18 protein-coding genes are annotated in these 21,070 nt (G+C 60.0%); 5 read left to right on the forward strand and 13 right to left on the reverse strand.

Annotation, left to right across the window (positions count from 1 at the left end; all coding sequences use genetic code 11):
* Positions 1–70: 70 nt before the first annotated feature.
* The 5 genes from uvrB to G6N83_RS00900 form a co-directional block, all read right to left on the reverse strand.
* Positions 71–2,146, reverse strand: a complete 2,076-nt coding sequence (uvrB, locus tag G6N83_RS00880; protein ID WP_165138387.1) for an excinuclease ABC subunit UvrB — start codon at positions 2,144–2,146, stop codon at positions 71–73.
* Positions 2,147–2,227: 81 nt separating this feature from the next.
* A complete protein-coding gene (gene coaE, locus G6N83_RS00885; RefSeq protein ID WP_165138389.1) occupies positions 2,228–2,827 on the reverse strand; it encodes a dephospho-CoA kinase in 600 nt (199 codons plus the stop codon).
* Between the two features lie 34 nt (positions 2,828–2,861).
* On the reverse strand, positions 2,862–4,019 hold the full coding sequence (locus G6N83_RS00890; protein ID WP_165138391.1) for a hypothetical protein: 1,158 nt from the start codon (positions 4,017–4,019) through the stop codon (positions 2,862–2,864).
* 26 nt (positions 4,020–4,045) lie between these two features.
* A complete protein-coding gene (locus G6N83_RS00895; protein ID WP_165138393.1) occupies positions 4,046–5,770 on the reverse strand; it encodes a sensor histidine kinase in 1,725 nt (574 codons plus the stop codon).
* 43 nt (positions 5,771–5,813) lie between these two features.
* Complete coding sequence (locus tag G6N83_RS00900; RefSeq protein WP_165138395.1) at positions 5,814–7,412, reverse strand: MFS transporter; 1,599 nt, start codon at positions 7,410–7,412, stop codon at positions 5,814–5,816.
* Between the two features lie 72 nt (positions 7,413–7,484).
* Between G6N83_RS00900 and G6N83_RS00905 the strand changes: the two genes are divergently transcribed.
* The 3 genes from G6N83_RS00905 to G6N83_RS00915 all read left to right on the forward strand — a co-directional run bounded on the left by G6N83_RS00905 (position 7,485) and on the right by G6N83_RS00915 (position 11,589).
* A complete protein-coding gene (locus G6N83_RS00905; RefSeq protein ID WP_165138397.1) occupies positions 7,485–8,351 on the forward strand; it encodes a class I SAM-dependent methyltransferase in 867 nt (288 codons plus the stop codon).
* 104 nt (positions 8,352–8,455) lie between these two features.
* Positions 8,456–8,923: a hypothetical protein gene (locus tag G6N83_RS00910; RefSeq protein WP_206535817.1), complete on the forward strand. Its 468-nt coding sequence runs from the start codon at positions 8,456–8,458 to the stop codon at positions 8,921–8,923.
* A 77-nt stretch (positions 8,924–9,000) separates the two neighbouring features.
* Positions 9,001–11,589 (forward strand): LuxR family transcriptional regulator, encoded by a 2,589-nt coding sequence (locus G6N83_RS00915; RefSeq protein WP_165138401.1) that lies wholly within the window; start codon positions 9,001–9,003, stop codon positions 11,587–11,589.
* 79 nt (positions 11,590–11,668) lie between these two features.
* Here G6N83_RS00915 and rpsA read toward each other — a convergent pair whose 3' ends face one another.
* The 3 genes from rpsA to G6N83_RS00930 form a co-directional block, all read right to left on the reverse strand.
* Entirely contained in the window at positions 11,669–13,132 is a 1,464-nt protein-coding gene (rpsA, locus tag G6N83_RS00920; protein WP_165138403.1) for a 30S ribosomal protein S1, read from the reverse strand.
* A gap of 196 nt (positions 13,133–13,328) precedes the next feature.
* A complete protein-coding gene (locus G6N83_RS00925) occupies positions 13,329–13,895 on the reverse strand; it encodes a ribonuclease H family protein (RefSeq protein ID WP_165138405.1) in 567 nt (188 codons plus the stop codon).
* A gap of 90 nt (positions 13,896–13,985) precedes the next feature.
* Positions 13,986–14,759, reverse strand: a complete 774-nt coding sequence (locus tag G6N83_RS00930) for a hypothetical protein (RefSeq protein ID WP_165138407.1) — start codon at positions 14,757–14,759, stop codon at positions 13,986–13,988.
* A 199-nt stretch (positions 14,760–14,958) separates the two neighbouring features.
* On the opposite strand from G6N83_RS00930, the gene G6N83_RS00935 reads away from it, so the two are divergent.
* Positions 14,959–16,965, forward strand: coding sequence for a DUF262 domain-containing protein (locus tag G6N83_RS00935; RefSeq protein WP_165138409.1), 2,007 nt, complete (start codon positions 14,959–14,961; stop codon positions 16,963–16,965).
* Between the two features lie 10 nt (positions 16,966–16,975).
* On the opposite strand, the gene trhO is transcribed toward G6N83_RS00935, so the two are convergent.
* Positions 16,976–17,878 carry an oxygen-dependent tRNA uridine(34) hydroxylase TrhO gene (gene trhO, locus G6N83_RS00940; RefSeq protein ID WP_165138411.1) on the reverse strand — a complete coding sequence of 301 codons (903 nt, stop codon included), beginning with the start codon at positions 17,876–17,878 and terminating at the stop codon, positions 16,976–16,978.
* A 51-nt stretch (positions 17,879–17,929) separates the two neighbouring features.
* On the opposite strand from trhO, the gene G6N83_RS00945 reads away from it, so the two are divergent.
* Positions 17,930–18,319: a DUF3054 domain-containing protein gene (locus tag G6N83_RS00945; protein WP_241246237.1), complete on the forward strand. Its 390-nt coding sequence runs from the start codon at positions 17,930–17,932 to the stop codon at positions 18,317–18,319.
* Here the strand turns inward: G6N83_RS00945 and G6N83_RS00950 are convergent.
* The 4 genes from G6N83_RS00950 to G6N83_RS00965 all read right to left on the reverse strand — a co-directional run bounded on the left by G6N83_RS00950 (position 18,316) and on the right by G6N83_RS00965 (position 21,061).
* Positions 18,316–19,371, reverse strand: coding sequence for a zinc-dependent alcohol dehydrogenase family protein (locus G6N83_RS00950; RefSeq protein ID WP_165138415.1), 1,056 nt, complete (start codon positions 19,369–19,371; stop codon positions 18,316–18,318). The genes G6N83_RS00945 and G6N83_RS00950 overlap by 4 nt on opposite strands.
* Before the next feature lie 26 nt (positions 19,372–19,397).
* Positions 19,398–19,919: a DUF427 domain-containing protein gene (locus G6N83_RS00955; RefSeq protein WP_165138417.1), complete on the reverse strand. Its 522-nt coding sequence runs from the start codon at positions 19,917–19,919 to the stop codon at positions 19,398–19,400.
* 9 nt (positions 19,920–19,928) lie between these two features.
* A complete protein-coding gene (locus G6N83_RS00960) occupies positions 19,929–20,573 on the reverse strand; it encodes an SDR family oxidoreductase (protein ID WP_165138419.1) in 645 nt (214 codons plus the stop codon).
* A gap of 92 nt (positions 20,574–20,665) precedes the next feature.
* The gene (locus G6N83_RS00965; protein ID WP_206535818.1) at positions 20,666–21,061 is read right to left on the reverse strand and encodes a YchJ family protein; all 396 of its coding nucleotides are present in this window, start codon (positions 21,059–21,061) and stop codon (positions 20,666–20,668) included.
* Positions 21,062–21,070: the final 9 nt, after the last annotated feature.

A 21,070-nucleotide genomic window follows, 5' to 3' on the forward strand; every position in this document is an offset into this window, starting at 1 on the left:
TGAACGCACACACCTTCGACCGCACCGGAACGAAACCACTCATGCACTGCCCCTGATGCGGCAGCGTGTTCTAGGCGTGTCCAGCCCGCTCCATGGCACGCAGATCTTTCTTCATGTCTTGCACTTCGTCGCGAAGTCGCGCGGCGAGTTCGAATTTCAACTCGGATGCCGCGGTGAGCATCTGGTCGGACAAATCAGCGATCGTTGATCGCAACTGATCGGCACCCTCCGAGGCAATGCCGCCGCTTCGGAGATTGGGGGTTGGCGCCTTCTTCTTTCCTTTACCGGATGCTTCGCTCCTTGCCAACATCGCTTTCGTGTCTGCCCCTTCGCGAAGAAGCGCATCAGTGATGTCGGCGATTTTCTTTCGAAGCGGTTGCGGATCCACACCGTGTTCCTTGTTGTAAGCAACCTGTTTTTCTCGGCGCCGGTCCGTTTCGTCGATTGCCTTGCGCATCGAGTCCGTGATCTTATCGGCGTACATGTGAACTTGCCCCGACACGTTACGTGCTGCGCGCCCGATCGTCTGGATCAGCGAGGTTCCCGAGCGCAAAAATCCTTCTTTGTCGGCGTCCAGAATCGAGACGAGTGACACTTCAGGCAAATCAAGGCCCTCTCGCAAAAGATTGATACCGACGAGTACGTCGTACACGCCAGCGCGCAACTCCGTCAGCAACTCGACTCGGCGCAAAGTGTCGACATCTGAGTGCAGATAACGCACACGGACGCCGTGCTCGCTCAGGAAATCAGTGAGCTCTTCTGACATCTTCTTTGTCAGAGTGGTGACCAAGACACGCTCGTCGCGCTCAACACGCAGGCGAATCTCTTCCAGGAGATCGTCAATTTGACCCTTAGAGGGCTTCACGATGATTTCTGGATCAACCAAGCCAGTCGGGCGAATGATCTGCTCGACGACGCCATCAGCGATTCCCATCTCATAACGGCCGGGCGTCGCAGACAGATAGACCGTCTGGCCGATTCGATTTTTGAACTCGTCCCACCGAAGTGGGCGATTGTCCATCGCACTCGGAAGACGGAAACCGTGTTCGACGAGCGTGCGCTTGCGCGAGGCATCCCCCTCGTACATTGCACCAATCTGCGGGACTGTCACGTGTGACTCATCGATGACGAGCAAAAAGTCATCGGGGAAGAAGTCTAGAAGTGTATGGGGCGGCTCCCCCGGCTCACGCACATCGAGATGGCGAGAATAGTTCTCAATGCCCGAGCAGAAACCGAGCTGCTGCAGCATCTCCAAGTCGAAAGTCGTCCGCATGCGCAACCGCTGAGCTTCGAGCAGCTTTCCCTGGGATTCGAATTCCTTGAGCCGCTCGGCCAATTCTTCTTCGATAGTGCCGATCGCGCGCTGCACGACGTCTGTCCCCGCAACGTAGTGAGATGCCGGGAAAATCGGCACAGACTGCATCTTCTGGATGACGTCACCCGTCAGCGGATGCAGCATGTACAAAGCCTCGATCTCATCGCCGAATAACTCGATGCGAATCGCATACTCCTCATACACCGGAATAATTTCGATGGTGTCGCCGCGGACGCGGAAGTTGCCACGTGAAAAGTCGACGTCGTTGCGGTTGTACTGCATTGAAATGAACTGCCGAATCAATGCGTCACGGTCGTACCGCTCTCCCACTTGGAGCGCGACCATCGCTCGCAGGTACTCTTCGGGCGCACCGAGACCGTAGATACACGAAACTGTAGAAACAACGACTACGTCGCGACGAGACAGCAGCGAGTTCGTCGTGGAGTGACGCAGTCGCTCCACTTCGGAGTTGATCGACGAGTCTTTCTCGATGAAAGTGTCAGTCTGTGGGACATACGCTTCAGGCTGGTAATAGTCGTAGTAAGACACGAAATACTCGACTGCATTGTGCGGAAGCAGCTCTCGAAACTCATTTGCAAGCTGGGCGGCTAGCGTCTTGTTGTGCGCGAGGATAAGGGTTGGTCGTTGAACCTGCTCGACGAGCCACGCTGTCGTCGCAGACTTTCCGGTACCCGTCGCCCCCAACAGGACGACATCTGTCTCGCCGGCATTCACTCGCGCCGCGAGATCAGCGATCGCCTTGGGCTGGTCACCTGAGGGTTCATATTCGCTGACGACCTCAAACGGACGTACGGAACGAGTCGGCTGCATGAAACTAGGGTACGGCGGGGTTCCGACATCAGCGTCGCCGTTCGCGTCGAGCGCACCCCCCGCCGGCGTCTCGTGCCAGAGCTAACGACTCCCGATTTGCTCCCACAAGCTCTCGACCTGCGCGGTCGTCTCCGCCATGGATCCAGTGGTGTCGATGACCACATCGGCAACAGCGAGACGGGCTTCGTCGGACACTTGCGCCGCGATTCGGTCTTCAGCGTGCCTGCGTTCCATACCACGAAGCTCAACTAAGCGTTCAACACGAGTCGCCGCCGGTGCATGCGTGACGACGATCAAGTCCCACGGGTCATCCACACGCGCCTCCACTAACAAGGGGACGTCGTATACGACGACAGCTCGCTCGTGCGATGCGAACGCGGCGTCGAATCGGCGCTGTGATTCTCGGCGCACCGCAGGATGCACAATCGCATTGAGTTCTGCGAGTGCATGAGAATCAGTAAACACTCGCTCACCTAGCGCGGCACGATCGAGAGAGCCGTCTGGCCTCACGACATCCTTTCCGAATACTGCAACGATCTTTGCGAACACGGGAGTTCCAGGAGCCTGGACATCTCGCACGATCTGATCCGCGTCGACGATGACGGCGCCCTTGGCCGCGAGCAGCTGTGCAACGGTGGACTTACCCGAGGCGATCCCTCCGGTTAAGGCAACTAACGGCATGCCTCGAGCATTGCACGTGTCGAGCGGTAACGCGTCACTCGGCGGTGAAGCTCGCGTGCGCCGGGGGCGCGAACAGCACCGAGGCTTCAACGCTTGTCGCGGCACGTCTGGCGGCATCGCGAGCTGCCCTGATCATCCCCCGTGTGTCGTATCCGACATCACTACTGAGCGCAACGCCGACGCCGACAATGGGCATGACATCCGGAGCCACCGCGCTGAACGCGTCGAGAAGCCCTCGATAGACAGTCGCTGCATATCTCCGCGCTTCCGCCGCGGTGTCGGGGCGCGCACAAATAAGCAACCCCGCGTCACCGTCTTCCCCGACCACCGAGGTCGATGGCGCGAAACGGCGCACGCCCTGACGCGTCACGTTGATCAGATCACTTCCGAGATCGCCACCGAACGCGCGAGAAATCTCCGCGACATCGTCAACTCGAATCGAGATAACGCTGATGAGTTCGCTACGCCAGCCTGCGCGTTCAGCAATGTCACGCATCGCACCGACGAACGTGGGCCCCAACAAAATTCCGTCTGACGCAACCCCATCGGCACTGAGCCATGCGTACCCCCGAACCTGCATCTGCGCTGCCCGGAGCACCGAAGTTACGACGAGGCCGATGATGGTCAGTGTCACCACCACGACACTCGTCATGACTGATCCGAAATACGTTTGAAAGAAGGTGCTCTGCATACCCCACCCGAGATATACGACGATGCGAGCAAAAAAGTAGACCGCCTCCACGGCGAAAATGAGGCTGAGCGACCACGCGCTCGCGCTTCGCACCATGGGCGTGCGTAACGTCTCGACACAAGCTGCGGTAGCGAAGATGGCGAGAGCCGCGAAAAGTGCAACAGCGCCTGCCCAATAGCCACCATTCGGGCCCTCGATGAGCACCGCTCCCGCGACGACAGCGCCCACAGTGAGAACGAATACTCCGGGCCACAACATCGCGCGGTCGTTAAATCGGCGGGCTCCGAGCCACAAAAATCCAGTTGTGAAGGAAAAGAGCGCATTGCCAGCAGCAATGACCGCAAAACTCTCGCCGCCGGCTGACCAAATGATGTAAGAGATAGTCGTGGACATGCCGCAGAGATATGCAAACGCCCATACGCGTCCCGCGCCCTGGTCGCGCCGGATCAGGGTTTCGGCGATGAACAGGACTCCGGCGACCACGCCTACCAGCCCCGCCATCACAGAGACCGTGAAGTCATCCAAGATCACGGTGCCGACTCACCATCAGACCGTGTGAGCTTTTCGACGGCTCCCGCGCGAGCAGGAAGATGAACGGTGAACGAAGAGCCGGAGCCGAGATCAGTCGAGAAAGATATCTCGCCGCTGTGTGCCCTGACGATGTCACGGCTAATCGACAGCCCAAGCCCCGTGCCGCCCGTCTTTCTAGCCCCTCCGCGAAAAAAGCGATCGAACAGGCGCTCCTGGGCCGCAAGTGGAATACCGACCCCCGTGTCATGAACCGTGATCGTCGTCCCCCATTCACTGTCTTCGCCCGAGACGATTGTCACGAGTCCGCCGTCACGGTTGAATTCGATCGCGTTGCTGATGAGGTTATCGAAGACTTGACGCAGCCTCACGGGATCTGCGGTTACGTGTGCTGAGCGAACGCCATCGACATTGATCGTGATCGCACGATCAGCTGCGATCGGACGGAATTCCTCGGCTGATCTGAGCAGCAGGGTCGCAACGTCGAGGTCCTCCGGAGAAATCGTCATATCGAGCGAAAGTCGAGACGCTCGGGATGCCGCCAATACCTCTGCGACGATTTCCCCAAGCCGATCTCCACTTCGTCCCGCGACCGTAAGGTTCTCGTGTGTGCGCGCGGAGAGTTGATGGTCGTCAAGGGCAAGTTCGAGATGCCCCATGAGCGATGTGAGCGGTGTTCTCAGCTCATGGGAAATAGAGGCGATGAGTTCATCCCGTGCGCGCTGCGCTGTAAGCTCGGCCGTCACGTCCTGCACGATCACGACTGTGCCCGCATCCAAGCCGCGTTCGTCGCGGATTTTTCGGGCCGTGCTCCGCACTGCCCACCTGCGCGCAGTGGGGCGGCCGTGCCACAACAGGTCGCGGTCGAAAAACTCCCCTCGGAGCGCTCGCGCAATCGAACTGTCGCGGGGCGAGATCTTGGTCGTTCCGTCCGATGCGTAGAGATCTGCGGCCATATCGTCAGCGTCCGACAGCCCCGGGATGGTGTCAACCAGCCGGCAGTAAGAGTCATTCATGAATGTGACATCGCCGCTGGCGGTGAACCGAACGACACCGAAGTCAACAGCATCGAGCACGTCAGTGACGAGCCGCTCATGGCGGTGAGCGCGCGTCAACGCGCCCGCCAAAACTTCCGATCGCGAAACAGTGAGCGCGCGTTGTGCCGTAAAGCGCCGCGATGCCGTGAAACTTGCATAGGACACTGCACAGAGGACCACAGGAAGCACAAACGCTGAGAAAAGACCGAATATCGTCCCGGAGAATACGAGCAGCGTCCAGTAGAGCGCTGGAATCACGATAACGCTCGTAATGAACAGTGCCAGCCCTAGTGAGCCCAACCACATCGCGGGGAACACCCAGAGCAAGCCATACCCACCAGCCGGGCTAGCCGCGCGCAGTATCGCGATTGCGAAGACGTCGATCAGCGGAATGACAGCGATAAAAAGCGGTCCGCCCCGGTCCCACGGCACGATGAGGGTGGCGCCAGCCGATGCAAAGATGAGAAGCACCCCGAGTAGAAAAAAGCCAGGATCAGCAGTCGCGCCTCCTGCGAACTCCAGTATGACGATCACGAGCACGACCGCACACAGGGGTACTTGGTTCAGCAGCGCGCTGCGCGCACGATCAGCATCGTCGTAGGTGCCGGATCTTCGCCCGATGTGGGCCAGCGCCCACTCACCGCGCGGAGTCTCCGCTGGCGACGCTATGCCGTTTCCGCGCTTCATAGTCTGAAGGTACCGCGACACGGCGAACGGCAGTGGCCAACTCTTAGCTGATGTCGGCGGCATCCCGTCGTGCGTACTCGATGAGGAGTTCTTTTTCGCGCGCATGCGACGGAACGAAGATCGCAATCAGAGCGGCCCCCACAATGATCGCTATTGCTCCGACCAGGTAGGCGCCGAGGGCGCCGGTGACGAGACTCTGTGTCGCGCCCGCGAGTATCTGGTCTTTGTATTGCGGATACTTATCCGCGACATGAAGCGCCGACGAATACGACGCTTGCAGCGCACGAGTGATTTCGGCGGTCACGGTGGCCGACTCCGAACTCGATGAGATGAGTTTGCCGAATGAACGAGCGAAGCCCGCGGCCAGGATTGCGCCAAGAAGCGCTTGCAGGATGGAGCCCCCCAGGTCGCGTTGGAGATCGGATGTCGCAGAAGCCATTCCGACACGGTGCACCGGCGTGGAGTCGGTGAGCGCGCGAGATGCAGGCGTCATGGCAAACGCGACGCCGCATCCGATGATGAAGAAACCCGCACCCACCAACCAGTAAGGAGTGTCCTCACGCCAGAACAGTGTGGTCACGAACCCTACGAATACCAGCCCGTATCCGGCGAGCATCGTCGCTCTCGTGCCTTTCGACGAAACTAGACGCGCCGAGAACGGTGCGATGAGAAGCAGGCCGACCGCTGCGGGTATTGCCGCGAGTCCAGCATCGAGAGTGCCGTATCCCAAGATGTCTTGCAGAAACTGTTGTGCAACGAACATGAATCCCATGAGCGCGCCGAAGACAACCATGCCCGCAAGAGCCGGTACCCAGAACATCCGTCGTCGCGCGACCTTGAGCTGGTAGAGCGGGTTCACGGCGGTCATCTGACGCCAGGCAAAGGCTGCGAAGAGCACGACAGCTAGCACGATGAGGGTGATACCTGCCTGCTCGTCTCCCGGTGCGAAGACGATCCCGATTCCGAGGACCAGCGCAGCGACGGCGAATACCGAGAGCACGCCTCCGAAATGATCCACGCGGTCGCCGGATTCAGCGACGTGCGACGGGACGACAAAAGCCACAAGAATGAAACCGACAGCCGCAATTGGTGCTGCCAGCAGAAAGGCCGAGCCCCACCAGAACTTCTCCAGCAGAAGGCCCGCCAGGACCGATCCGATGACCGATGACATCGCGGACACGCTGGACCAAAGCGCAATAGCGGTTGTTCGCCGCTTTCCCTGCACCCACAGTGCGGTTATGAGAGAAAGAGTCGTCGGGTAGGCCATACCCGCCGCGATACCGGTGAAGAGCCGCGCGATGATGAGCAGCTCGATCGACGGTGCGAATGCAGCGAAGAAGCTGGCGAGCACCGTGAGCGCGAGCCCCACGAGGAGGAGCTGCTTGCGTCCATAGCGATCAGCCAGCGCTCCGAGATAGAGCACCGACATCGCGAGCCCCAGCGAACAGCCCAATGCGACAAGATTGAGGGAGGTCTGACCTGCGCCGAAGGCATCCCCAATTTCGGGAAGGGCGATATTGGCTGCCGCTAGGTTGATGTTGCAGACCAGGGCGGCCAAGATAAGTGCCGTCAGCACGAGCGCAGGACGTCGAGGTGCGCCGGTCACCGTGGGTATAGCAGTGCTGGCTGCTGCGTCGTTCATGCGCCAACCCTATCGGCGGCAGCGAGACCGGCAGCTCCGCCGTCACAGGGCGTCGCCGCTATCGTTCAGACTATGAATGGCGACGACATCGACATCGAGTGGGCCGACGCGCGAGAAGCGAATCTCAGAAACTGGAATGATCGCGTTGCGATCCATGAAGAAGCCTATGAGCTCAGCGAATTCGACAACCCACGCTATGTCTCGCGCGTAGTTCAAGATGACCTGCCAGTGCTCTCCCGGTTTCTGCCCGCCCAATCACTGCACGGGCTCGAGCTGTGCCATTTGCAATGCCATATCGGTACCGACACGGTTTCTCTTGCCCGTGCCGGCGCCAGCGTCACAGGAGTCGACTTCTCGGCTCCTGCACTCGAGTCCGCCCGGCGACTAGCTGAACGCGCGCAGGTGCGAGCGTCTTGGGTGCTGACAGATGTCCTCGACGCTGCAGCCGCAGTGCGCACGACGTTTGATGTCGTCTACACGAGCATTGGAACAATCACATGGCTCGCTGATCTAGAGAAATGGGCGACGCAGATCGCGACGCTTCTCAAACCGGGCGGGGTTTTCTTCATCCGTGATGGACACCCGATCCTTTATTCGCTCGACGAGGATGCTCCCGATTTGCAGCTGCGATACCGCTACTTCGACGTCGGTAGCGCGCAAGCGTGGGACGACGAATCTACCTATGCCGGCAACGGCAAGGTCACGAACACGCGTACCTATGAGTGGCCGCATCCACTATCGCGGATCGTCATGTCTCTCATTTCCGCCGGCCTTCACATCGAGTTCTTCGACGAGGGCGACACGTTGCCCTGGCGCTTCAGCGAGCGGATGATCGAAGTGGACGGGGGCTACGCGTGGCCGGCATCGGAACGCGATGTCGTGCCATGTACGTACACGATTGTTGCGCGGAACAACCGACAGGCACCGAAAGCTCCGTAATGGCCTAGGTAACTTCTACCTATCGACGGGAGAAAAAGTTCCGTGCACTCTCGGGGTGAAAAATCATTCCGAGAAAGGTTTAGACAGTGCCGAAAAAACGTGCGATGAAGTTGACCGAAATAGCCGTTATCGCGGTCATCGCTGCAGCCTTGTCTGGCTGCATAGCCAACCCCGTCGATCAGCTCGTTCAGGGAGGAGCCGAGAGTCTCGTAGAGCAAGCATTGGAAGGCACGAGCGGTGCTGACGTTGATATAGACGTCAGCGACGGTACAGATGTAGGTCTTCCGGATGGCTGGCCTGAACTCCCCATGCCAGAGGGAAAAGTCATATCGGCGATGCGGATTGATGACTCATACTCCGCGACCATCTTGACGACTGACGAACAAACGATCGAAGACACCATTGCAGAATTGAATGCGCTCGGCTACGCGGAAGTCACTACAGCCGATCTGGGTGGCTTCAAGACAGTGAGCGTCGCCGACGAGGAGCTGACAGTTCTCTTGTCATGGTTTGAAGACGAAGAAAACGGCGGGTACTCGGTCAGCTACTCAGTGGTCGCGACCCAGTCATAGCGCGGTCACGGTGCGCGATAGCTAAGCACCCGAATTCAGCATTGCCGACACTCCGCGCTCTCGCTAACCTCAGGGCGATGGGGGCACATCAAAGCGATCCTGCGTCATGGCCGTTGCTCGCGCGCGGCGCCCTTGTTGCCGACATTGTCAGCGGAGTGACACGGCGTCCTGGTCGTTCTCAGCTCATCCGCGGTCCGAGTGGAATCGGTAAGACCACAGTTGCCGCCCACGTTGCCCGGACGCTCTCAGGACGCGGTTTGCGCGTCGTGCCGATTGTTGCTCTGGCTGAGCTCTCGCACGTGCCGCTCGCAGCTCTCGCTCCACTGCTGGCCACGGCCCCAACGTCGGAGAACCGCGTCGATCTCCGTCTGCAGTCGCTCGTGACGCTGATCGGTGCTGCGCCACATGAGTGTGTTTTGGTCGTGGACGATGCACCACTTCTCGATGAGGTTTCGGCGAGCACTCTGTATCAGCTCATAAGAGTGTTCGGGGTAGCCGCCGTGATGACAGCTCGTGACGAACACACGATCAGCGGCCCACTGGAAAGGCTGCATCACGAGAATCTTCTTACTTTGATCGACGTGCCACCGTTGTCGGCAGTGGAAGTCGAAGAGGTCGTTGAACGTTATCTCGAGAAACCGCTTCAGCCGGACATCGGGGCAACTCTGCAACGGTACGTTGAGGGTAACCCGCTCTACCTTCGTGAAATCGTCTTCGAGGCCGAACGGTCGGGGCGAGTGCTAGCGAAAGACTTCGGTGTCGTTATCGAACCAACGTCGCTCCCGCGATACTGGCTCGATACTTTTCGAACACGAATAGACGACATTCGCCCCAAAGCACGACGGCTGGCGCAACTGCTCAGTGTGTCCCAGCCCTGGCCCGTATCCTTGGCATCGTCCATCGGTGCCGATGCGCTCGACGAACTTCGACGCCGAGCTGTTGTATCCATAGAACCAGACGAACGGCAACTCGTTCGTCTGGCGCATCCATTCTTTACCGAAGCGATCGTTGGTGACATGAGCGCCACCCGTCGCAAGCAAACTGTTCGCCGCGCAGCCGCCGCCCTGCGCTCCACGGATATTGATTCCGATCGCTTAACCGCAGCGCATCTCCTCCTAGAAGAGCCCGATACGGATGCCCGAGAGTTGGAGTGGGCGGCGAGCTTTGCTCTCGACGCCCGCGATGCAGCGGCGGCGTTACGTCTTGCACGTGCGGCCAAGAAGCGCGGAGGAGGCTTCACGACAGACTTTATCTTCGCGATAGCGGCGTCCGCTGTCGGGGATGTCACGGAAGCAGAAGAAGCATTCGAGTCATCGATGTCAGTGGCACCGTCCGAGGAGGATCGCGCTCGCGTTTTACTCAGATGGGGACAGCATGAGGCCTACAGAATGCACCGGCCCGATCTCGCTATTTCCCGAACGACGCTGCACCTACCCGCCCTCTCGCCCACAGCGCGAGACATCGTGTTACCCGAACTCATCAAATGGCGATTGATGGCCGGAGAGCAAGCGATTCTAGGAGAGCTGAAAGATGGCACCCAAACCGACGCGCTCAGCGCTGTATCTCACGGTTTGGTGAGGTCCATGGTTGCCACCATGGCGGGACATTCCGCGGATGCTACCGCCGCAATCTCCGCAACGCGTGCATTGCTCCCCCCAACGCTCAAGGATCTGCCGCACGCGTCGGATCTGCTCGACCTCTCTGAGTTTCTCGTCTCGGTCGCCGAAGGTCGAATTGTTGACGCTCAAGCATTTGCGGCATCGCACCGAGCGAGCGGGCCGACAGACGCCGCGGGGATGTGGACGTACACACTCGCCCTCATTCATTTACATGCCGGGGTCTACGGTAAAGCTGACGAGCTTGCAGAGTTGGCCGTGCGCCAACTTGAGTGGCGAGACTTCACCGGCCTCGTTGGGTGCGCCCGAGCCTTGTCTGCAACGACAGCAGCGCTCTTAGGTGACGAAGATCGCGCCCGGATGCGCTTAACTGAGCTGCCTTCGGCTTCCCTGAAGGATGCGAAAACGATCCTTCAGCGAGGTGAAGCTCTTGCGTGGCTAGATGTCTCCGCAGGTAAGCGCGAAGAGGCCGCGCAACGCATCCGCGCGGCGGTGAAACAGGCACTCTTACAACAGCACGAGCTACTGGCGGCTATCACCGCCACTGTCGCGATCCGGATAGGACTGCCGAATGCTGTCCTTGACCTCTTAGAGGAATCCGCGTCCGAAAACTCAGCGGAGATTTTTCGTGCAGTCTGTCATGTCGCCCGCGCAGCGTCGCGATCGGATCACGCTGTCGCCGTATCAATGACTCCGCGGCTGCGCGCCGCTGGCCTCGATGCGCTTGCGCTTCACATCTGCAGCGTCGCTGCCGTCCGATCGCCTGAAACAATGATTCGCCGCAAAGCTCGGCTTTTCTGCGCGGAGCTCAACGAAGGCGCCTTGTCGGATGCAACGCTGCGGCGATCTCCATCCGGTGACGCTCGCCTGTTGTCACGACGAGAACTCGAGATTGCTCACCTCGCGGCGCAGCGAATACGCAGTCGACACATTGCCGAACAGCTTGGTGTTTCCGTGCGAACTGTTGAGAACCACCTCGGGAATATTTATCGCAAGCTCGAAGTGAATGGTCGAGAAGAGCTCGCGGCTCTCAACATCAACAGTTTCTAGCCTCGGCCGGCGGCCAATCGGCATTCAAGAAAAAGGGCCGGAACCAAACGGTTCCGGCCCTTTCAGGATGCTACGAAGATCAGCGACCTGCGAGCTTCTCGCGGAGAGCTGCAAGAGCCTCGTCGTCCGCCAGCGTTCCTGCGGAGCTCGAAGAGCTCGCGGGCGCTGCGGAACTTGAGACACTCATGTCTTCACCGATCGGGTTAGCTGCCTCGGCTTCGGCTGCCTTGATGACAGCTGCCTTGTGCGCTTCCCAACGGCCCTGTGCAGCAGCGTATTCCTGCTCCCAAGCCTCGCGCTGGGTGTCGAAGCCTTCCTTCCACGCGTTGGTCTCGGAGTCGAAGCCCTCGGGGTACTTGTACTCCCCGTTCTCGTCGTACTCGGTGACCATGCCGTAGAGGGCGGGGTCAAATTCGGTGCCGAACGGGTCGACCGCCTCGTTGGCCTGCTTCAGCGACAGCGAGATGCGGCGACGCTCAAGGTCAATGTCGATGACCTTGACGAAGACCTCTTCGCCGACCGAAACGACCTGCTCGGCGAGCTCGACGTGCTTGCCCGAAAGCTCCGAGATGTGCACGAGACCTTCGATGCCGTCGGCGACGCGAACGAACGCACCGAACGGAACGAGCTTGGTGACCTTACCGGGCGCGACCTGTCCGATTGCGTGGGTGCGGGCGAATACCTGCCACGGGTCTTCCTGAGTCGCTTTGAGCGAGAGCGATACACGCTCACGGTCGAGGTCGACCTCGAGGATCTCGACAGTAACTTCCTGGCCAACTTCGACAACCTCAGAAGCGTGCTCGATGTGCTTCCACGAGAGCTCCGAGACGTGAACAAGACCATCAACGCCACCGAGATCGACGAACGCACCGAAGTTGACGATCGACGAAACGACGCCCTTACGGACCTGGCCCTTGTGAAGGTTGTTCAAGAAGGTAGTGCGCGACTCGGACTGCGTCTGCTCAAGCAGAGCGCGGCGCGACAGCACAACGTTGTTGCGGTTCTTGTCGAGCTCGAGGATCTTCGCTTCGAGTTCCTGGCCGAGGTACGGCGTGAGGTCACGAACACGACGGAGCTCGATGAGCGACGCGGGAAGAAAGCCACGGAGTCCGATGTCGACGATGAGGCCACCCTTGACGACCTCGATGACCGAACCGGTGACGACGCCGTCGTCTTCCTTGATCTTCTCGACGTCTCCCCATGCACGCTCGTACTGTGCGCGCTTCTTGGAGAGGATGAGGCGGCCTTCTTTGTCTTCTTTCTGAAGAACAAGAGCTTCGACCTCGTCGCCGACCTTGACGACCTCGTTGGGGTCAACATCGTGCTTGATGGAAAGTTCGCGAGAGGGGATGACACCCTCAGTCTTGTAACCGACGTCGAGGAGGACCTCGTCGCGGTCGATCTTGACGACGGTGCCTTCAATCAGGTCTCCGTCGTTGAAGAACTTGAGGGTCTTCTCGACCGCGGCCAGGAAGTCCTCAGCAGATCCGATGTCATTGATGGCGACCTGCTTGGTGGCCGGGGCGGTCGTTGCGGTAGTCATGTAGTGGGTTGTCCTTGTTGGGTTGGGTGTCAGGCTGCGGCGCACGGGCAAAAGGATGCCAAGGCACACAGCGAAGCGGATTTTTATTGCGATGTCACGATCGCACGCCAAAAGACGTGAAACGAATGACATCTAAGGCTATCAGAATCCCCGCATCCGCTGCAGTGCGAGCGGCATCTGCGCAACAATTCGTGTCTTAGCGTCGGCCAGCCCTATCGGCTGCACTCTTCGAAGGATCTACGGTCACATCGAGCGGGTCGAGTCCCCGCCTCGATGCCCAGACGAGGCGCTCACCTTTTGCAGCGTGCTGGGATGCACGAACCGCCCGCTCGTCAGCCCAGCTGTTCAGTCGATGTCCAGCGTGTCCACGCACATGCTCCAGGATGACATCGGGCATACCCGACGCGCGGCGTCCATCACGCGCCACAATGAGCTGCTCCAAGATGTCCCGGTTCGCCGTGGGTTTCTTCGCGCTCGTCACCCAACCGCGGCGGGCATGACCATCCATCCACTTGGAGTAGGTATCAATCGCATACATCGAGTCCGCCTGAACTGTCAGGTGGCGTACGTGCTGGTGGTCAGTAATGGCGTAGAGAAGCGCAAGCAGCTCACCGATGTTGTTGGTGCCTTCTGGGATTGATCCCGCAGCCCAATTTCCGTCTTCGCCAACCCACGCCCATCCGGCAGGGCCGGGATTTCCCTTGCAGGCACCATCAGTGGCGAGAGTGTAGCGATCGATCTCTGTCGTGTGAGGCTGCGGCATCCGCCAATTCTCTCAGCATCCGAACCGATCAAGGCATACGACGAAGGCCCCGGACTTAGGTCCGGGGCCTTCGGGAGGAAGAATTCGAGGTTACGCCTCGCTCATAGCTGTCTTCTCGGCCTGGCCCTTGGCGGCGTAGTACGCGGCACGAGCAGCGAGGCGTCGTGCTTGCTCGGCCTGACCTGCGTCGAGCACATCTTGCGGAACGTCGACGCTCTCGACATGCGAGACACCGTTGTACTTCTCGATGTAGGCGTCCAGTTCGGGGCCAGACGTCCACGATGTGATGAGGCAGTAGCGCGGTTCATCGCCGGGGTGTGTGGCTGCGTGCCACAGGCGCTGCGTGTCAACGATCAACTGCGCACCGGCGGGCAGTGCGATGCGCACTTCGCCCTCGGGGTCGGTGCGGTTGTGACGCAGCACAAAGTAGCTCTCTTTATCGTCGGTGAGGTTGAAGAACCCACGTACGACCCAACCGGTACCGTCCGGATTCAAGCGGTTGTTGTCGTCTTGGTGAAGGTTGTACAGGCAGTCGGCGTACGTGTTGGGCTGCAGCTCAATCACGCGGCAACGGCCAACGTTGGCCCCGGGCTCCTGTGCGCGACGGGTGAGCTCGGGTGCCTTCTCTACCTGCGAATCGATCCACACGCCGTCTTTGTCTGTACGCGGCGGCTTGTGGTTCCAGAAGCCATTGCACTCGATGTCGCCGAAGGCACTTGCCAACGGAGCGAAGCGCGTGTCGCCCGACGACTTCCAGTCGTTGTATTCGATATCGAGCCACTCTTTGGGGTCGAGTTCCCTGTTGTAGGAGTCGAGAACGACGTAGCCGGTCTCTTCGAGAGCGGCGGATTTGATGTAACCCATGAGGTAAATCATGCCTTTCGTAGGGGGCCAGCGAAGTTTTTACAGGCCCAGGTAAGGTCAGCCTACCGACGCTCCGGTTGTCGACGCCGAGAACCGCCCGGGAATAAAGCCGCTGCATCCGGATCAACTAAACTCGCCGGGGCCGCAGAGCACGCCAAGACTCCGCGGAACCGATGCAGGCAAGGAGCGAAGCCGAATCATGGGCACTGCCACAAACGTCGACGCCACAGCAGTCAATACGATCGACTGGCTCTCTACCCCCGGCGCTACCATCGTGGTCCCCGTTTATCAGCGGCAATACCGCTGGGATATCGGCGGGTGCGAGCAGCTCCTCGCCGATGTGAGAGCCGTAGCTGACTCTGATGAAAGCCACACTCACTTCATCGGTTCGATTCTTTCAACGCGGGCCTCGACAGCGGATGCCGCCGACCTTGTGTTGATCGATGGGCAACAGCGAATCACGACGCTGATGCTCTTGGTCGCGGCCGTGCACCATGCGGTGAGAGACAGTGACCCGGATATGGCCGCAGAACTTGCGCGAGTTCTACTGGCAGACCCGAGCCACGCGACGACGAAGTTGCGGCCGCATAAAGCATGGGCAGACGTGTTTCAAAGCGTGGTTCTTGATCGCCGCACGCCCGGCGATCAAGAACGCTCTTCGCGCTTCGACGACAACTACGCGTTCTTCCGCAGCCAGGTTGGCACCTCAGAAGCACCCCACATTTGGTGTGGGCTGAAGAAGCTTGAGCATGTCTCTATCGCTCTCGGTGCTGATGCAAACGCTCAGCAGACATTTGAGAGCTTGAACTCGACTGGCGAGCCGCTACGTGATCATGAGCTGATTCACAATTACGTACTCATGGGTTTGACTCACGCCGAGCAGACCGAGATCGAAGAACTCTTTTGGGTGCCTATCGAACAAAACACCGGCGAATCGATCGGCTCGTTCTGGCAGCACTACCTGATCATGACGACAGGTCGAGAAGTCGCTATCGCTGGCGAACGCGGCGTCTACGACGCGTTCCGAACCAGTTTTCCGCGTCTCACAATCGCCACACTTCGCGAACACGCGACCCAGTGGTTGAGCTATTCGGAGGCCTACCGAACCCTCCTCGACCCCACCCAGGCAGAAGAGGCCGACCTCTCCGCTCATCTGACGTTCATCAATACGTTCGGGCGTGGCATGTACCCGCTCGTCATGAGGGTCTACCGGGAGTACCTCGATGGGCTTCTGACGATGAGTGAAGCAATCGAGACCGTGGAGTACGTGCAAGCGCTGCTCCTCCGTCGTGCAATCGTCGGTATCAGCAATGAGAGGCTTGTTGCACGTCTTTGTCGGGCCCGACACGACGGCCCAGATGCCCTCCGGCATGCCATAGCTCGAATCACGCCGTCAGATGAGCGCGTCAAGGTAGCTCTGAAATACAGCGAGCTCCCCCACGCGCGCTACGTTCTCGGACGTCTTGCGGGAGCCACCGACGTCTCCGAGTGTGATGTCGAGTACATTTTTCCGCTAGCTCCGGGCGACAACTGGAGCGGAGACGGCAACCGCGAGTGGGCCGAATACACCGATGATGAGCAAAACAGCCATCGTGCGCTCGCCCCGACGCTCGGAAACCTCACGCTCTTGGAGGAATCACTTGCCGAGCGCGCATTTGACAAGTCGTTCCAGGAGAAGCGGCCGATCTACGGCGAGAGCGAATTGCTTCTGACATCTGATCTCGCTTCTGACAAGTCGTGGGGAACAGCCGCGATCGCCGCACGCACGACGCGGCTCACGGAAATATTCCTTCACGTGTGGGCGCGACCGGTAACGGCCGGAATCGACGATGACGATCTCACACCGATCCTCGACGCGAAACGACGGCGAGGCTGGCCGCGAGGCTGGGAACGGGAATTCGACTATGTCGAATACCGCGGGGAACACTGGGAAGTCCACGACGTCAAGTATCTGTTCCACCGCATTTTCACCCGACTGTGGGCAGATTCACGCGCTGACGTAGTCGCATTCAGCGCGGATCGCGGCGGTCCGATCTTCGACGCTCAAGCGTGGAACGGTGAATGGGATGCGCTCGACGAATCACACTTCCTGTATATGGGATGGGATTCCAAATACATGCTGACTGCTGTGCAAGGTCTGCTCGACGACGCGGGATTCGCGCCCGAAGTCTTCGTCAAGTACTCCTACATCGGTGCCGTGATGTGAGGAACGCGTGTTACGCGGCGTGCGCGCGTTCGCAAATCGGTGCGCCCGCTTCGGTGCAAGCTGCACATTGAACGACACGACTCTGGCAATTCGAGTCAGCACAGTTCACCATGCGAGATTCGGGTGCCCCGCATCCGCTGCACTTTCCGATGACCGCTGCGTTGGGACCAAACGTGAGAGCCTCACGCGCGTCAAAGACGTAGAGCGAGCCCTCCCATAGTCCGGAGTTTCCGAAGCGCTCGCCGTATCGAACGATTCCGCCATCGATCTGGTACACCTCCGAAAATCCACGCGAAATCATGAGGCTAGAGAGCACTTCGCAACGCACTCCCCCTGTGCAGTAAGTCACGATCGGCTTGTCTTTGAGGTGGTCGTACTGACCGGAGTCAATAGCGCTCACCAGGTCACGAGTGGTTGCGGCATCCGGGACGACAGCATTCTTGAACTTGCCGATTTCGGCCTCGAAGGAATTCCGGCCATCGAAGAACACGACCTCATCCGCACGCTCAGCGACCAACGCGTTGACTGCCTCGGGCGAGAGGTGAGTGCCGCCGCCGCGCACACCGCCTTCGTCAACCCGAAGCTCGTCAGGTGCACCGAAACTTACGATCTCGTCGCGGACTTTCACAACTAACCGCGGAAAGTCATTGCTTAACCCGCGTGCATCGAGATCCGAACCCTCCGACCACTTGAAGTCAGTCTCGGCGAAAGGCGCGTATGCGCGCATCTTGCGCCAATAGGTTTTGACGGCCTTCAACTCTCCGCCGACTGTGCCGTTGATACCGTCTTTGGAGATCAAGATGCGGCCGCGAAGACCCAAGAGTTCGCACAGGTCGCGCTGCCACACACGAATAGCCTCAGGGTCGGCGATCGGTGTGAACCGGTAATAAAGGAGAATCTTAGAGACGGCCACCGAACAATGGTAGGCCGTGAGTGGCGTGAGAGCGCCTCCGAAAGGAACCCAGTGACTGCGTTTTCCCACCGACGAGCTCTTTTTGCGGCACTACTTCTCGACGTTGTGTTCGTCATACTCTTCGCTGCTATCGGTCGCGCGAGTCATGACGAAGGCGTTCTCGGCGCCTACGGCTCAGGGCTCGCGACTACGGCATGGCCCTTTCTCGTGGGCCTGGCCCTCGGGTGGGTGATCACACGCGTCTGGCGGCACCCCGCTGCCCCTGTGCGAACTGGACTTGGCGTATGGGTAACGACAGTCGTTGTCGGGATGCTGCTGCGCGCGACGAGCGATCAGGGCACTGCAGTCGCGTTCATCATCGTGGCGACGATCACACTCTTCGTATTCCTGGTGGGGTGGCGAGCACTTGCGCACGCGCTCCGTCGCCGTCGGCGTTCTTAGAGGCCGAGTTTCAGCATGACTTTCGTCGCGCGACGTTCGTCCATCGCTGCGTACGCCTCAGGGGCCTCTTCGAGAGGCAGGACGAGGTCGAAAACCTTGCCAGGCATGATCTTTCCGGAGCGGACATCAGGCAGAAGCTCCGCGATGTAACCGCGCACCGGAGCAACACCACCGTTTACCCCGACGTTTCGCCCAAACATCGCCTGAACCGGGAGTTCGGGGCCGCCGTTCGGCACTCCGACGTAGCCGACCATCCCGCCGGGGCGCGTCGAGCGAAGCGCCTGGTCCATGGATTCTTTCGTGCCGACGCACTCAAGCACCCGATCCGCACCGATGCCGCCGGTGAGCTCTCGCACTCGCTCCACACCCTCATCTCCTCGCTCCGAGACGACGTGCGTGGCACCGAATTCGCGCGCGAGCGCCTGACGCTCAGGATGCCGCGACATCGCGATGATCGTGGTCGCACCGAGTCGATGGGCCGCAATGATGGCGCACAGACCTACAGCTCCGTCTCCGACGACAGCCACGGCATCGCCAGGCTGGACACCAGCCGACACGGCGGCGTGGTGTCCGGTGCCCATCACGTCACTCAGCGTGAGGAGACCAGGAATTTCGGAATCTGCAACCGGCCCCTCGACAACTGTCAACGTCCCGTCTGCGAGAGGCACACGAACGAACTCGCCCTGCCCTCCGTCGGCGAAGCCACCTTCACGGTCTTCGCTCCCCCACCATCCGCCGTTGAGGCATGAAGTACTCACGCCGTTCCGGCAGTTCGCGCATGTGTTGTCGCACACGTAGAAGGGAGCGATGACAAAATCGCCGGGAGAAACGAGGGCGACGTCATCGCCGATGCTCTCAACGACACCGACGAACTCATGCCCGATACGGTGCGCGGACTCGGTCGGTGTGACACCGCGATAGGGCCAGAGATCGGAGCCACACACGCAGGCGGCTACGACACGAACTATGGCATCGCGTCCGCTGGAGAGGTGAGGAGTGGGAACGTCTTCAACGCGAATATCTCGCGGAGCATGAATCACTGTGGCACGCATATTTTCAGCGTACGCCCGCTTCTCACTCACCAGCTGTGAGAGCCCGGGATGCCTTTGAACGGGCCGACGATTCCCGATGTGATCCACCCTCCGTAGAACTCGCCCGGCTGAGGAACAGCCGTCTCGCCGTCCACGGTGCAGCGATCCATATATTGCGGATATACCGCCACACGCCTCCGCAAAAGCTCGAATCCCGGCATGGGTCGGGCGTAGCCCCATGCCGCGCGTGGGGCTACGCCCGACTGCGTGGCGGAAGAGCCGGCTGCCGGAGCGACCACATCGAAGTAGTGCGCAGCACCCTTCCATTCGCACATCGACGAGCCCGACGCCGGGACGAGGCATCCGGTCTCGAACGCATCTTCCGGCAGGTAGTAGACGGGAGGATGACTCGTCTCGAGCACGCGCAACACGTCGTCGGTGTCGAGAATCTCGACTCCCCCGAACGTGATCGTTATGCGCGCTCGCTGCCGCTCGAGGCGGGGAGGCCGTGGGTAGTCCCACACTGACTCCTGCCCAGGCTTCACGCGATCTGGAATGGGCCGCTTCATAGTTGAAACTCAGCCTCGGACAGCGTCGGCGATGGAAGTGTCGCCGGACCCGAATCGGATTGTTCGACCGATCGTCGACGTATCCGCGAGTGACGCAGCGATGACAGCTGCGACATCGGCACGCGGAACCTCACCGTTTCCCTCCGGGCTCAACGTGATCTTCCCGGTGCCTGCATCGAGCGTCAGCGTGCCAGGGCCGAGAACGGTGAAGTCGAGTTCAGATGCCGTCAGGTGCTGGTCTGCGGCGAGTTTCGCGTCAGCGTAGGCAAAGAAGTCGTCGTCTTCTGGTACGCCGTGGTCGGGTCGTGACCCGATCCACGAAACCATCACGTAACGCTTCACACCGGCCTTGGATGCGGCATCCATCGTACGAATGGCGGCGTCTCTATCGATCGCATAGGTGCGTTCCGCGGATCCACCGCCGGCGCCCGCCGACCATACGACAGCGTCGTGGCCGGAGATGAGCTCGGTCAAGTCATCTCCGTCGAGCGAGGAGATATCCGCCAGATGCGGATTTGCGCCAGTTGCCGCAACGTCATCCGAGTGGTCAGGGTTTCGAATTACAGCCGTTACTTCATCCCCTTGCTCCACGAGGATGGGCGCAAGAAGCAGTGCCACACGGCCGTGGCCGCCAAAGATCAAAATTCGCGACATGGGTAGTCCTTTCGTCGTCGTATACCCACCCTAGAAACAGCCCACCAACCGCGGAGGGTGCTGGCATCTAGTGCAATCTCGTGTTACGGCGGTCATTCGGCTGAATGAGTGGCATCGCCATCCAGATACCACCAACGCTCGCTCTGCCATACGAACCGGCTACGTTCCGACAGTGTTCCTCGCCCTTTCGCATCTCGCCAGTGCGCCCGAAAAGTCACGAACCCGCGGCGATCCCCCGGCTTCCCGGCCTCTACGCAGGAGATGTCGAGTCCGGTCCAGACCGTGCGGTCATCGAAGTCAAGGTCCGCAGGGCGAGTGCCTGGATGCCATGACTCCATCAGGTGACGGCGGTTACCCAGGGCGAAAGCGGTGTATCTCGACCGCATGAGCGCCTCAGCGGTCGGCGCGGCCGAGCCGCCGATGACCGGCCCGCAGCACTCAGCAAATGCAAGCTGACTGCCGCACGCACACAAATCTGCGTCTTTCACGGCTCCCAC

This window comes from Microbacterium endophyticum, assembly GCF_011047135.1.
GTDB classification, from domain to species: Bacteria; Actinomycetota; Actinomycetes; order Actinomycetales; family Microbacteriaceae; genus Microbacterium; species Microbacterium endophyticum.